The 13,184-nt window shown below is 68.2% G+C and carries 13 protein-coding genes and 1 pseudogene; 1 reads left to right on the forward strand and 13 read right to left on the reverse strand.

The window, feature by feature from the left end; genetic code table 11:
- Nucleotides 1–755 (reverse strand): annotated as a pseudogene (locus tag AC6RA4_RS16455) (hypothetical protein); the annotation flags it as partial.
- A gap of 166 nt (nucleotides 756–921) precedes the next feature.
- On the opposite strand from AC6RA4_RS16455, the gene AC6RA4_RS16460 reads away from it, so the two are divergent.
- Nucleotides 922–1,611: an SIMPL domain-containing protein gene (locus AC6RA4_RS16460; RefSeq protein ID WP_500162172.1), complete on the forward strand. Its 690-nt coding sequence runs from the start codon at nucleotides 922–924 to the stop codon at nucleotides 1,609–1,611.
- Between the two features lie 64 nt (nucleotides 1,612–1,675).
- On the opposite strand, the gene AC6RA4_RS16465 is transcribed toward AC6RA4_RS16460, so the two are convergent.
- The 12 genes from AC6RA4_RS16465 to AC6RA4_RS16520 all read right to left on the reverse strand — a co-directional run.
- Nucleotides 1,676–2,953 (reverse strand): O-acetylhomoserine aminocarboxypropyltransferase/cysteine synthase family protein, encoded by a 1,278-nt coding sequence (locus AC6RA4_RS16465; protein WP_500162174.1) that lies wholly within the window; start codon nucleotides 2,951–2,953, stop codon nucleotides 1,676–1,678.
- Between the two features lie 253 nt (nucleotides 2,954–3,206).
- Nucleotides 3,207–4,358: a WD40/YVTN/BNR-like repeat-containing protein gene (locus AC6RA4_RS16470; RefSeq protein WP_500162176.1), complete on the reverse strand. Its 1,152-nt coding sequence runs from the start codon at nucleotides 4,356–4,358 to the stop codon at nucleotides 3,207–3,209.
- Nucleotides 4,359–4,455: 97 nt separating this feature from the next.
- Complete coding sequence (locus AC6RA4_RS16475; protein ID WP_500162177.1) at nucleotides 4,456–5,466, reverse strand: GT-B fold glycosyltransferase domain-containing protein; 1,011 nt, start codon at nucleotides 5,464–5,466, stop codon at nucleotides 4,456–4,458.
- A 77-nt stretch (nucleotides 5,467–5,543) separates the two neighbouring features.
- Nucleotides 5,544–6,236, reverse strand: coding sequence for a metal-dependent hydrolase (locus AC6RA4_RS16480; RefSeq protein ID WP_500162179.1), 693 nt, complete (start codon nucleotides 6,234–6,236; stop codon nucleotides 5,544–5,546).
- Nucleotides 6,237–6,480: 244 nt separating this feature from the next.
- Nucleotides 6,481–7,002 carry an acyloxyacyl hydrolase gene (locus AC6RA4_RS16485; RefSeq protein ID WP_500162181.1) on the reverse strand — a complete coding sequence of 174 codons (522 nt, stop codon included), beginning with the start codon at nucleotides 7,000–7,002 and terminating at the stop codon, nucleotides 6,481–6,483.
- A gap of 115 nt (nucleotides 7,003–7,117) precedes the next feature.
- Nucleotides 7,118–8,566, reverse strand: coding sequence for a trehalase family glycosidase (locus AC6RA4_RS16490; RefSeq protein ID WP_500162183.1), 1,449 nt, complete (start codon nucleotides 8,564–8,566; stop codon nucleotides 7,118–7,120).
- Nucleotides 8,567–8,694: 128 nt separating this feature from the next.
- Nucleotides 8,695–8,883: a hypothetical protein gene (locus tag AC6RA4_RS16495; protein ID WP_500162185.1), complete on the reverse strand. Its 189-nt coding sequence runs from the start codon at nucleotides 8,881–8,883 to the stop codon at nucleotides 8,695–8,697.
- A gap of 37 nt (nucleotides 8,884–8,920) precedes the next feature.
- Nucleotides 8,921–9,184, reverse strand: a complete 264-nt coding sequence (locus AC6RA4_RS16500; protein ID WP_500162187.1) for a hypothetical protein — start codon at nucleotides 9,182–9,184, stop codon at nucleotides 8,921–8,923.
- A gap of 20 nt (nucleotides 9,185–9,204) precedes the next feature.
- Nucleotides 9,205–9,510 (reverse strand): hypothetical protein, encoded by a 306-nt coding sequence (locus AC6RA4_RS16505; protein ID WP_500162188.1) that lies wholly within the window; start codon nucleotides 9,508–9,510, stop codon nucleotides 9,205–9,207.
- A gap of 81 nt (nucleotides 9,511–9,591) precedes the next feature.
- Nucleotides 9,592–9,942: a hypothetical protein gene (locus AC6RA4_RS16510; protein ID WP_500162190.1), complete on the reverse strand. Its 351-nt coding sequence runs from the start codon at nucleotides 9,940–9,942 to the stop codon at nucleotides 9,592–9,594.
- 57 nt (nucleotides 9,943–9,999) lie between these two features.
- Entirely contained in the window at nucleotides 10,000–11,934 is a 1,935-nt protein-coding gene (locus AC6RA4_RS16515; RefSeq protein ID WP_500162192.1) for a caspase family protein, read from the reverse strand.
- A gap of 3 nt (nucleotides 11,935–11,937) precedes the next feature.
- On the reverse strand, nucleotides 11,938–13,184 hold a 1,247-nt coding region (locus tag AC6RA4_RS16520), incomplete at its 5' end, for an MBG domain-containing protein (RefSeq protein WP_500162194.1).

Below are 13,184 nucleotides of genomic sequence, written 5' to 3' on the forward strand. Positions count from 1 at the left end.
GGGCCGAAGGTGCCGCCGCCGAAGCTGGCGGGCTCCGCCTCGATCTCGGGCGCGGCGGGGTCGGCGGCCTCGGGCTGCGTGTCCTCTGCGTGCTCTTCCGTGGGGGCTTCCTGGGATCCGGAGGCGTCGACCGGGGGCAGGGGCGCGTCGGCGTCAGCGTCGGTCTCAGGCTGAGCCGGCTCGGCCTCCGGGCGCAGCGCGGCGCCGGCCCACGGGGCTTCGGCGCTTGCCTCGATGATGCTGACCGGGGTGGTCAGACGATCGGGAGCCGGCCCGTCCCAGCCGCTGGCGGTGCCGAACCAGACCGCGCCCTCGAAGGCGCCGTCCGGTGGAATGGCGGTGAAGGCCACTGGCTCGAACCCATGCGCCCGCACGAAGCTTTCGGCCTCGTCCAGCGTTTCTGCCGCCACGGCGGCGGCCAGCAGCCGGCCCTCACGCAGCGACCAGTCATAGGTCAGTTCGTCGACGGCATAAGGCGTTGCGCCATCGAGCGCGGCGCGCACCGCGGCGGGGCGGCCGCCATCTTCGCCCGGATCGGCAAGATCGAGAAAACGGATCTGCTCGTTGGGCAGGATCAGCAGCACCTGCGCCCCGTCGGGGGCGAGGGCGGTGGCGCGCGCGCGCATCGCGGCGAGGGATGTCTCGAGCGCGGCGTCCTCGAACGCCACCCAGTCGATCTGTATCCAGCCCGTCAGGGCCCGCCGGAGCAGGCCAATGCCATCAAAGGACAGGGAAAGCGCGAAATTCGGTACCATGTCCGGTGTCTACCACTGCTCGGATGCTTATGGGAGTCTGCAGACCCCGTGCGACAGAGTATAGCAGCCTTCCGCCGAGCGGAAGAAAGCTTGCATGGCAGAGCCTTGCGGCGACGCCTCCGGGGGCCGATGTTGACGATATCTTTATCAGTCCGAGGAGGATCCCATGCGTCGTCTCGCCCTTGCCACCGCCTGCACCCTGTTGCTTGCCACCGGTGCCGCCTTCGCGCAGGACAGCGCGCCGAAACTCACCGTCACCGGCGAGGGAGACGCCGTCGCGGTGCCCGATATGGCCACGGTCAGCCTTGGCGTCAGTGCACAGAATGGCGATCCCGGCGCCGCCATGAACGAGGCCTCCGAGGTCGCCGCGGCGATTCTCGCCCGGCTCGATGCGATGGGCATCGCGGCGCGCGACCGGCAGACCTCGGATGTCGGTCTCCAGCCGATCTGGAGCAACTATGATTCCGATCGCGCGCGCGAGATCACCGGCTACGAGGCGTCGAACCGGCTGACCGTCCGGGTCCGCGATCTCGACCAGCTCGGCGCGGTGCTGGGCGCGGTGACCGAGGATGGCGCCAACCGGCTCTCGGGGCTGAGCTTCGGCCTGCAGGATCCCGATCCGGTGGCCGAGGCGGCGCGGCGCGATGCCGTGGCCGACGCCATGGCGCGCGCCCGGGTGCTGGCCGAGGAGGCGGGCGTGACGCTCGGTCCGGTGCTGTCGATCTCGGAGAATGGCGGCGGCGGCTATGTACCTGCGCCGATGATGATGGAAGCGCGGGTCGCCTCCGCACCGATCGCCGCCGGCGAGACGGTGCTCAGCGCCCGGGTCACCATGGTGTTCGAACTCACCGAGTGAGCGCGACAGGGAAAGGGGGAGCGCGTTGGCGCTCCCCCTCAGCGGTGTCGCGGCCGGGAGGCCGTCAGCCGGCCTGCGCCAGCGCCTGTTCGAGATCGGCGATCAGATCTTCGGGATCCTCGATGCCGATCGAGATCCGCACCACGTTCGGTGCGGCCCCGGCGGCGATCTGCTGCTCTTCGCTGAGCTGCCGGTGGGTGGTCGAGGCCGAGTGGATCACCAGGCTGCGGGCATCGCCGAGATTGGCCACGTGGCTGAAGATCTGCAGCGCGTCGACGAACTTGAGGCAGCTCTCGTAGCCGCCTTTCAGGGCGATGGTGAACAGCCCGCCGGCGCCGTTGGGGCAGATCTTGGCAACCCGGTCATTGTAGGGCGAGGAAGGCAGCCCGGCATAGGTCACCCGCTCCACGCCCGGGTGGTTCTCGAGCCACGAGGCCACGCGCATGGCGTTTTCCACGTGCTTCTGCATGCGCAGGCTCAGGGTCTCGATGCCCATCAGCGTGTAATGCGCGCCCTGCGGATTCATCGTCATGCCAAGATCGCGCAGGCCAACGGCGATGGAGTGGAAGGTGAAGGCGAGCCCGCCGAAGGTCTCGTGGAACTTGAGCCCGTGATAGGCGGGCTCGGGATCCGAGAGCGAGGGGAACTTGCCCGAGGCAGACCAGTCGAAGGTGCCTGAGTCGACCACCGCGCCGCCGGTCACGGTGCCGTTGCCGGTCATGTACTTGGTGAGCGAATGCACCACCAGCGTGGCGCCATGCTCGATCGGGCGGCAGAGATAGGGGGTGGCCGAGGTGTTGTCGACGATCAGAGGCAGGCCGGCCTTGTCGGCGATGGCGGCGATGGCGTCGAGATCGGTGATATAGCCGCCGGGATTGGCGATGCTCTCGCAGAACACCGCGCGGGTGTTGTCGTCGATCGCCGCCTCGACGGCGCCGAGATCGTCGAAATCGACGAATTTGCATGACCAGCCAAAGCGCTTGATGGTCTGGCTGAACTGCGTGATCGTTCCGCCATAAGCCCTTGTCGAGGCCACAATATTCAGCCCCGGCCCCATCAACGGGAACAGCGCCATGATCTGCGCCGCGTGGCCCGAGGAACAGCACACCGCCCCCGCGCCACCCTCGAGCGTCGCGACCCGCTCCTGCAGCGCCGCCACCGTCGGGTTGGTGAGACGCGAATAGATGTAGCCCACTTCCTGCAGATTGAAGAGCGCTGCCGCGTGGTCGGCGTCGCGGAACACATAGGCGGTGGTCTGGTAGATCGGTGTCTGCCGCGCGCCGGTGGCCGGGTCGGGCCGGGCGCCGGCGTGCACCTGCAGCGTGTCGAAGCCGTGTGTCATGAAGTCCTCCCTGATGATCCCTCGACCATAGGCGTAGGCCATTGCGCCATCACCCACAATATCCGCCATCACCCGAGACGGCCCCGGCTCGCATCCCGCGCAGCGCGCCGCCGCCTCCATCCCGCGCACCGCCCCAGCTTCTTTGGTTCAAAAATACCTCGGGGGTGAATTGGCCCAACGGGTCAAGAGGGGGCTGGCCCCCTCCGGCGCGACCGCGACACGGGCGCCGCGCCTAAGAAGAGGGCGCCGCGCGTCACACGCGCTCCAGCACCTCGACACAGAGCACTGTCGGCAAGTGCCGGGCGATCTCCTGCCAGCTGTCGCCCTCGTCGGTGCTGGCAAAGACCGAGCCGCTGTTGGTGCCGAAATACACCCCCGCCGGCGTGCCGCGATCCACCGCCATCGCCTGCCGCAGCACGGTGAAATAGCAGGCCCGTTGCGGCAGCCCCTCGCGGCAGGCCTCCCAGCGCTCGCCGCCATCGCGCGAGCGCCAGACCGCGGCCGCTGCGTCCGGCGGGTAGCGCCCGGCCATGTCGCCGTTCAGGGGCAGCGTCCAGATCGTCTGCCCGTCGCGCGGATGCACCGCGATGGGAAAGCCGAAGGTCGAGGGCAGCCCTGCGGTCACCTCGTCCCAGCTGCGCCCGCCATCGCGCGAGCGGTAGACCCCGTGATGGTTCTGCTGGTAGAGCAGATCGCCGCCATAACCCGGCGCGCGCTGCATGTTGTGCACGCAATGGCCGGTCTCGACCCCGTCGCCCGCCGCCGGATGCTGGCAGGGGGTGGCAGGCGCGTTCGAGCGCCGGTTGCGCCGCTCCCAGCTTGCGCCGCCATCCTCGCTGGCGAACACCCCCGCCGCCGAGATCCCGACCCAGAGCTTGTCCGGATCCTCCGGAGAGCTGACGATTGTGTGCAGGGTCAGCCCCGCGGCGCCGGGCTGCCAGCTGTCCGAGGAGGGGTGCTCGCGCAGGGCGCTCATCTCCTCCCAGGTCGCGCCGCCATCGTTGCTGCGAAACAGCCGCGCGGGCTTCGACCCGGCATAAAGCGTGCCGTTGCTCCAGTGCAGGGACCAGAGCGCGCTGATCTCGCCGCTCCACGGCGCCGGCGCCTGCGGCGTCATGCCGAACATCTCGCCCATCTCCGGATCGTTGCGCACCCAGGCGTCGATCTCGCCATCGGCCAGCTTGGCGAGCGTCCAGTCGGTGCCGTCCTCGCTGCGCCACACGCCGGCGCCGGTCCAGTCGCCGCCGCCCGCCGCCCAGATCCGCCCGGTCGCCGGATCGCCGGCCATGTGGTTGATCGCCCAGCCGTCGCAGAACGGGCCGGAAACCTCCCAGTCCTGTCGGTCGCTGCCGGACACGAGAAACGCACCCTTGGTGGTGCCGACGAGAATTGTCGAGGCGGGCATGAGATCTCTCCTGAAATAAGGTGATATCAACCTATCATGCCCGGGCGGAGTCGCCAAAACCCGATTTCATCGCTCGGCGGCGGCCCGCCCGCGCGGCTCAGCGCATCCAGAACCCCTCGCGCTTGAGGCGGTTGCGGAAAGCCTGTTCGCGCCGGGGCAGGTCGTCGCGGTCGAACAGCGCCCGCGCCTTGCGGCCTCGGCCCTGATAGACCATGCGCTTGATCGGGTCGTATTGCTTCAGCACCTTCTTGATCCGGTTCGGCGCGGTGATCTCTTCGAGCCACTCCACCGTCTCGTCGCTTTCCCGGGCGTAGAGCAGGGGCAGGGTGCGGTAATGGCAGGTGACCTCGCCGTCGAGCAGCCCCTCCGGCAGCGTGTCGCGCCCGCCGCCGCAGGACTGAATCACCAGCGGCAGCGCCACCTGGTCGAGCCAAGGATCGAGGCTTTGGCAGATCAGTTCCGGCGGCGGGTCGTCGCGGATCGCGAGGGCGTAGTCGAGGAAGCGCTGCCCGAATTGCCGCGGGCAGGCGCCGAAGAAGAAGCCCGCGTTGAAGTAGAGATAGCGCTGCCAGTATTCGTCGGGCCAGCTCAGGTCGAGCGAGCTTTCGAAATCGAGCCCGAAGCGGTCATAGAGCGCCTTCCAGGTCTCGGTATAGCCCGGGCCGTAAAGCTCGATCTGCGGCCAGGTGCCCTCGCGCCGCAGCGAGGCGGTGGGGCGGGAGAAATCGAAGGGCACGCGCCCCAGATCGTCGAGCACCAGCGTGTCGGTGTCGAAGAACACGAACGGCTCGCCCTCGGGCAGCGCCAGCAGCGCCTCGATCTTGTTGCCATAGGGGTAGGCGGCACCGAAATGCCGGCTTTCGAAGGGCAGGATTTCGGCGCCCTGGGCCTCGAGCAGGGCGCGCAGTTCGGGATCGTCGATGCGCGGGTCGAGCGGCCAAAGCTCTCCCGGCTGCGGCTCGGCGACATAGAGCTTTGCGTGGCGCGTCGGCGTGGTGAGCGCAAGCGATAGGGCAAAGAGCAACGCTTCGTATTGCAGCCGTCCCGACTGGCCGACGATCATCACGTTGATCGGCGGCCTGCTTTCGCTGCTTGCTGTGCCTGTCATGTCGCTGCGCGCGCCCCGCTGGTTTTTCCTGCACTATAGGCAGGGCGGGGCGCGCCGGGAACCCGGAGCGTCGCGGCTCAGAGCTCGATCGCCTCGAGCACCTGTGGCTCGATCACATCGACGCCGGGCAGGCCGGCGGCCAGCGCCTCGGCCGATTGCTCGAGGGCCGGGAAGGTGCGGTAATGCATCGGGATCACGGTCTTGAAATCGAAGTATTTCTTCGCCGCCCAGGCGGCCATCTCCATGTCCATCGTATAGTAGCCACCGGCGCTCAGGATGCCGATATCGGGCTGGTAATATTCGCCGATCCAGCCCATGTCGGCCATGATCGTGGTGTCGCCCGAGAAATAGATCGTCTTGCCCTCGCCCCGGATGATGAAGCCGGTCTCCATGCCGGTGTAGGTTGGCGCCCCGTCGACCTCCATCGACGAGCTGTGCGAGGCCGGCACCATGCTCACCGAGACCTTGCCGAAGGGCGCGGTGCCGCCCTTGTTGAAGGCGTGGCCCGCAACCGCGCCCTGCGACTCGAGAATGCCGATCAGTTCGAAGATCCCGGAGACCGGCAGAGTGTTGTCCTTGGAGAGCGCGACCACATCGTTGGTATGGTCGAAATGCCCATGCGTCATCAGGATCTGCGTGGCACCCTCAAGCGCTTCGCCAATGCGGTCGTCGGGCATCATCGGGTTGCCGGTGACCCACGGGTCGATCAGCAGAACCTGATCCTCGATCTCGATGCGGAAACCGCCATGTCCAAGCCAAATGAGTTTCATGAATCCATCCTCGGTTAAGCGCGTTGGCTGGAAGCCTAGCGCGGGTTGCGGCGCGGTAAAGGGGGATGGGGCCACAGCGCCATTTTGGCGCGGCGCTCATGGGGGCGGGATCAGGCCCGCGCCCGAGCGGCGATCTCCGCAACGGCGCGACGGCGCGTGCATCGTCTTCTGTCAAAGCGCAGCAAAACGGCCTCCCTGCTGGGAGGCCGGACGGGGTCAACCGTGTTCGCAGAGCGCGCGACGTTCAGCGCAGCGGCATGCTGATCTTGAAGTTCACCGTCTCGACGCCCGGGTTCTCGTCATAGATCCCGGCGTTGGAGCGGTGGTTGTAGCTGACCGCATAGCGCCAGCCCTTGCGGTTCTCGTAGCCGAGCTCGATGCCGGAGCGGAACTCGATCGGGCCGCCGAGGTCGAAATCGTTGTCCGGTGCGTAGAGGCCCGGCATGGCGTGCAGCTCGGTGTAGAACGGGCTCTTGCCGAAGGTGGTGCCCCAGGTCCAGCCATAGCCGATCCACGAGCCGCTCTCCTCGCCCCAGGACAGGCCGACCGCCTGTCCGAACGGGCCGATCATGCGGGCGAAATCGTAGCGCATGGACAGTTCGAGACCTTCCTCGGCGCGCCGCTCGACCACGTTGCCGGCAGCGAATGACAGCCGCGGCGTCTGCTCGCCGGCGCCGAGGCAGCCGGTTGCCGTGCCACAGTAATTCGTCCCCATATCCGTCAGACCTGCCACCAGGAGCAGCACTGCAAAGGTACCGTCCGCCATCTTCACCTCCAACTGTCTTTGGGCACCTGCATGGCGCAGATCGGGGGCCAAGTCCAGCATGGCCCACCGGATCGCGCGGGGTGTGGGAGGCGGGTGACACGCGCCGCTCGGGCGGCTAGGCGCCCTCCGTCGCGAAGGCGAGATAGACGCCGTTGCTCCAGCCGAACCCGTCCTGCAATTCGTATTCCCCGCCGCCGCTGGGCGAGAGCGGATCGATGACATTGTATTTCTCGACGAACTTGCCGGTCTCGCGGAACACCGCATCGCAGGTCGCGAGCCAGCGGGTGCGCAGGGTCTCGGCCAAGGCGTCGAAGCCGTAGCGGCGCAGGCCCTGCACGGCGATCCATTGCAGCGGCGCCCAGCCGTTGGGGCTGTCCCATTGCTGGCCGCTCTCGATGTCGGTGGTGAGCAACCCGCCGGCGCGCAGCAGGTGGCGCTCGGCCCAGGCCGCCGTGCGGGTGGCCTGCTCCGGCGTCGCGGCCCCGGCCCAGAGCGGAAACAGCCCGGCCGCGCTGGTGACCGGGATCAGCGCGCCGTCGTCGATCGAGAGGTCGAAGAAATAGCCGCGGGTGTCGTCGAAGAAGCGCTCCGAGATCGCCGCGCGGCGGGTCTCGGCGGCTGCGGCGTAGCGCGCCGAGCGCTCGGGCGCGGCGTGGGCCGTGGCCTCGGCCAGAAGCTCTTCCATGCGCAGCATCAGGCAGTTGAGGTCCACCGGCCAGATCCGCGTGGTGCGGATGGTACCGAGATCGCGCGGATCGCCCAGCCAGCGCGAGGAGAAATCCCAGCCGCTCTCGCAGGCGGCGCGGAGGTCGCGGAAGAAGTCGGGATGCGCCGCCGCGTGGTCCTGCCATTCGAGATCGGTGGCGTACATCTCGATGCGCGGTCCGGCGCCGGCATCCCAGTAGCGGGCCAGCCCGGCGTGGTTGCGCGGGGTTTCCATGAAGAAGCGGTACTCGGTCTCCATCGCCGGCAGGTAGCGCGCAAAGGCGCCGGCCGGATCGCCGATGGCGCGGCCGTAATCGGCCACCATCGACGAGAAGAACGGCGGCTGCGAGCGGGTCAGGAAATACGAGCGGAAGCCGTTCGGCACGAAACCGATCTCGCGCAGCGCATAGGCGAAATTGTCGAGCATGTCTCGCACCAGCGCCGTTCGCCCCGAGCGCAGGAGGCCCAGCTGGGTGAAGTAGCTGTCCCAGTAATAGGCCTCCTGAAAGCGCCCGCCGGCGATCACGTAAGGGTGGGGCAGGGGGAAGCGGGTCGAGCGCTCCTCGGGGTCATCCGCCGGTCGCGTGAGATGTGGCCAGACCGCCTCGAGATGCTGCAGCGCGTCATGCTCGGGATTGGTGTGGTAAGCGGCGCCGGCGGATTGCGCCGGGGTGAACCAGTGATCGTAGAAGGCCTGCAGATCGACATGGCCCTCTGCCCGGGCCGTGTCATAGGCGGCGCAGATCTCCTCCGCGGGGGCCAGCAGGATCGAGTCGGAGATCGCCTTTTCATCGACCCACAGGCCCGAGCTGTGCAGATCGACGAACAGCTCTTTCAGGCTCTGGTCGAGATGTTCCAAGGTCTTGCCTCCCGGGCGATTGGCGTGGCCCCTGTGTAGGCCAGGGGACCGGGCAAGAACAATGGCCCGCCCTGCTGCACCGGTGCGGGAGCGGTCCGGAGCCGACGGCGCCGGTCGTCACTGCCGGATCAGATGGCGGTTCCGTAAGGCCGCCATGCAAGGTTGATGATCATCAGGAGCACGAAGATCCCGATGAACTTGTAGATCGTGCGCCGGCCCTTGCCGGCCTCCTTGAGCGGGCTCATGTGATCCACGATCCAGAGCACCCCCAGAATGACGGCGCTTGTGACGATGATGTGGGGAATGTCGAGGGCCATGTTTCCGATCCTTTCTTCGTGGGTGGCGGCGGCGGTCTCAGTCTGCGCGCCGGTTTGAAAACGCCCGACAAATCGCGCGCAGGAGCAGCAGGTTCACCAGTGGCGCCAATGCCGCGAGCCATGGCAGCAGGCTGTCGGGCGCTGCGTCGATGAACTGGTTCCACGGCAGGCCCAGCGGCACGAGGAAGACACCCGAAAGCGGGTCGCGCTCCTGCCCGAAAAGGCCATAGGTGCCGATCAGCAGCACCAGCAGCGCCAGCAGGTAGAGCGCGGCGAAGATGCGGACGATCCATTTGCACATCGGCCTGCCTCCCCCTGGGCTCAGTTCGCGAACTGGCTGAACACCGTGACGCTGCCGTCATCTTCGAGCCGGCAGCCATAGCTCGCGCCGTCGATCCTGAGGCCGATGAACGGGCCGCCGCCGGTCTCGATGCGGCTTTCGACCAGAACCCGCTCTTCCGGCACGCCGGTCAGCCGGGTCGCCTGTGCGATGCAGTCGGGCTCCATGCCCGCGGGCGGCACGATGTCGTCCGAGAGCCGGTCATCGGCCATCTCGGTCTCGACGCAGGCGGCGAGGGCGGCGGTCGCGGCGAGGGCGAGCCATGTGGTGACGTTGGGTCGGGTCATGAGGTGTCCTCCTGAGGCGCTGCAAGGGCGGGGCGTCCGGGCGCGCGAGCTGCCCGGACGCGTGGTCTCCGGGGCGATGGATCAGAGCGTGCCTTCGTTGCCCATGAACATCACCGACGGGTTGGAGCCGTCATTCGAGACGAGGCAGCGCCACGGGGCGCCATTGGCGCCGACGCGCATGTAGACGGCGGTGGCGGCCTCGGAGAATTCCGAGCCGACGACCGTCACGCCGCCGTCGGTCATCGATTCGAGCTCGGTGCGGCAGGATGTGATCGCGGCATTGCTCACCGAGCCGTCGAAGGTGGTGATGAAGGGCGGGCCCGCCGGCGAGGCCTCCATCGGCGCGCTCTCCATGCCGCCGCTGTCCTCGACGCATCCCGCGATCAGCACGAGCGCGGCCAGCGCCCCTGTGAGCTTGAGTGTTCTGGTCATGTCCGTCTTGCTCCTCTGTGGTGGTGAAGGTGGTCCCTGTCCTTTGCGTCGTCTCGATCAGTTTGCCAGCAGGGCGGCATCGAAGGCGCCGTTGCGCCACTTGGTCAGCGCGGCGGTGAAGTTCGGCCCCGGCAGCCCGTCGATGACGCTGGCGTAGAGCCCGGCCTGTGCCAGCCGCGCCTGCACCGCCGAGATCGTCTCGCGCGTCCAGTCCGTGCTGTTGCGGGTGAGTTGGGTCAGCACCGTGCCGTCATCCTCGACCGCGCCGCGCAGCAGCGCGTCGGCGGCGGCCTGCGGGTCGCGCGCCACGCCGCGCCCCTCGTCGAGCAGGATGGCGGCGGCGAGATAGCCCTGCGCATAGCCATCACGGGCGGCGCGGCGGAAATAGTCGAGCGCCTCGGCCGGATCGCCAAGCGCGCCATCCTGCGCCAGCACCCCGAGGTTGAAGGCGGCCTTGGGCGCGCCCTCGGCGGCGGCGCGCTTCATCAGCGCGATGGCGCGGTCGGTGTCCTGCGGCAGCAGCTTGCCCTCGAAGAGCGTGATCGCGAGGTTGATCATCGCGTCCTGACTGCCGCCCTCGGCGGCGCGCTCGTAAAGACGCATGGCGCCGGGGATGTCCTGCGCCATGCCGGTGCCGTTCTCCTTGAGCTGCGCGAGGCTGACCATGGCGCGCAGGTCGCCGCGCTCGGCGGCGCTGAAATAGAGGTCGATGGCGCGGGCCATGTCGCCGGACGCGGCTGTGGCACGGGCCAGCAGCGCCACGTAATGGCTCAGTTCCGGCGACTGGATGGCCGCCGCCGAGCAGGCCCGGATCGCCGCCACCGCGTTCTGCTGCAGGCGCGCGAAGGGCACGCCGGGATTGCCCGCCGTGGCGTCGCGCGGGTGCGTCGCGAGCCGCTCGCAAAGCGCCCCGTCCGAGGCGCTTTCGAGCGGTGGCAGCAGCGCGATCAGACGCCGTGCTTCGTCAATATGGGCGCCCTCCGGGTAGCGCTCGAGATAGACCTCGAGCAGCGGGCGCAGGCGGCTGCGCCGGGCCAGCAACCAGAACTTCTCCTCCTGGTCGTCGGGCGCGGTGGCCAGCCCCAGCGCCCTCGTGCTGAGACCTGTGTCGAGAAAGGCCAGCGCCTCTTCGGCATGGGCACCTTTCGGGTAGGTCTCGAGATATAGCCGCAGAAGGTCGGGATCCTTCTCTCCGATGGCGACCTGGTAGAACAGCGCCTCCTCCGAGACCGTCACCGGGCTGTCGTCGAACATGAACTTGCGGGTGAGCGAGGAGTTCTCCCACGGGATCTGCTGCCCGCCGGTGGCCGCCAGAACGTCGCGCCGGACCGAGATCATCAGCTCCGAGATGTCCTGTCCGGGAGTGTAGAGATGGTGCAGCATCGCCTCGGTGAAGAAGCTGTTCCGCCCGCTGCCGTCATAGGCCACGTTGTCGGGCTGGGTGGCGTAGGCGAAGAGGAAATTCGCGTCCGTGCCGACCCGCGCCAGCCCGTCGCCGACCCCCGGCGCGTTCTGCATCACCTCGCCAAAGGGGTTGTCGCGGCAGGCGTCGAGGAAGATCAGCTTCATCCCATCAGAGGCCTCCATGGCGCGCAGCACCTCGTTGATCGCCACCGTCTCCTCGGGGATGTCGGAAACGGTGCTGAGCGCTGCGTCAGTGGGAAGCAGGTAGTTGCGCCCGTCGACCTGGAAGGCGTGACCGGCATAGTAGAACAGCACCACGTCGGCACTGGCAGCGGCGGCGGCGAAGTCGCGTGTGGTCTGCCGCATGCCCGCCTTGGTGAGGTTGCGCCCGGTATGGACCTCGAAGCCCAGCCCCTCGAGCGCCACCGAGATGTCGAGCGCGTCGTTCTGCGGGTTCTTCAGCGGCTCGACCGCCTCGTATTCGGAATTGCCCACCACCAGCGCGACGCGGGTCTCGGCCAGGGCCGGCGCGGCGGCGAGGAAGAGCGCCGTCCAGAGCATCGCCAGCTGCCGTCCGGGTCGGGCCATGGCTCAGAGCCCCACCGCCCGCGACAGCTCGATGCCGACGCTCTCGACCGCGGTCGAGACCCTTGTGATCGTCGCGGTTTGCACGCTGGCAAGCTCGGGATCGTCGGCCCGGACAAAGGCGATGGCCTTGCGGATCTCGTTTGCTGCGGTGTCGATCTGGGCGCGGGATTCGTTGATCGCGTCGCGGCGGATCGCCTCGCGCTCGGCCTCGGTGGTGGCACCGGCCAGCCGGCTCTCGGCGCGGGCGCGCGCCCCGTCGATGCCGCGCCGCGCATCCTGAACGATGCGCGCCACGTCCTGCATGCCCGGCGGCAGCTCGCTGGCGATCTCGTCGAGCTCGTTGGCGAAATCGTTCAGCGCGTCCGACAGGCAGGCGAGGTAGCGGCTGACATCGGCATCGCTCTGGGCGCAGGCATCGGCGGCGACCTCCAGCGTCGCGGCAATCGGCTCGACCGCCTCCAGCGTGCGCTGCGCGTCATCGACGGTGGTCGAGGGGCCGGGCACCGCGAGGGTGGTGCTGTCGGTGTCGGTCGTGAGCGTGATCTGGATCGTGTCGGTGGGGTTGGGCTGGTCGAAGGACAGCGGCGGCGTCGGCAGCGGCACGACCTCGTCGGCCACGGCCACCGCCTCGACGCTCATCGTGCCTTCGACAAAGGCGATGTCGTAATTCGACAGCCCGCTGCCCTGCGCCTCCGAGATCGCGATCAGGTAGGGCCCGTCCTCGACGCTGGCCTCCGCCACGGCGCCATCGCTTGAGAGGGTGGCGCTGTCGACGCTGTCGCCGAACAGCAGGCCGCGGGTGGTGAACTCGGTCCCTGCGAAGGTGAAGGTCTCGCCGAAGGACTTGGTCTGATCGTCGGCGGTGATGGTCAGCGCCGCCGGGTCGACACTCATGGCACCATCGACATAGGCGATGGTGTAGTTGCTGAGCCCCGTGCCCGAGGCGTTGCTGGCGGTGATGGCGTACGGGGAGCCTGCGACCGCGGCGGTGTTGAGCGCGCCGTCGCTGGCCAGGTCGACGCTGGCGACGCTGTCGGAGAACAGCAGGCCCGAGGTGGAGAACTCGGTGCCGGCGAAGGTGAATGCCTCGCCGTAGGTCTTGACCTGATCGTCGGCGGTGATGGTGAGCATTGCCGGGTCGACACTCATGGCACCATCGACATAGGCGATGGTGTAATTGCTCAGGCCGGAACCGGAGGCGTTGCTCGCGGTGATGGCGTACGGGGAGCCTGCGACGGTCGCGGTTTCCA

This window comes from Salipiger sp., from assembly GCF_059781815.1.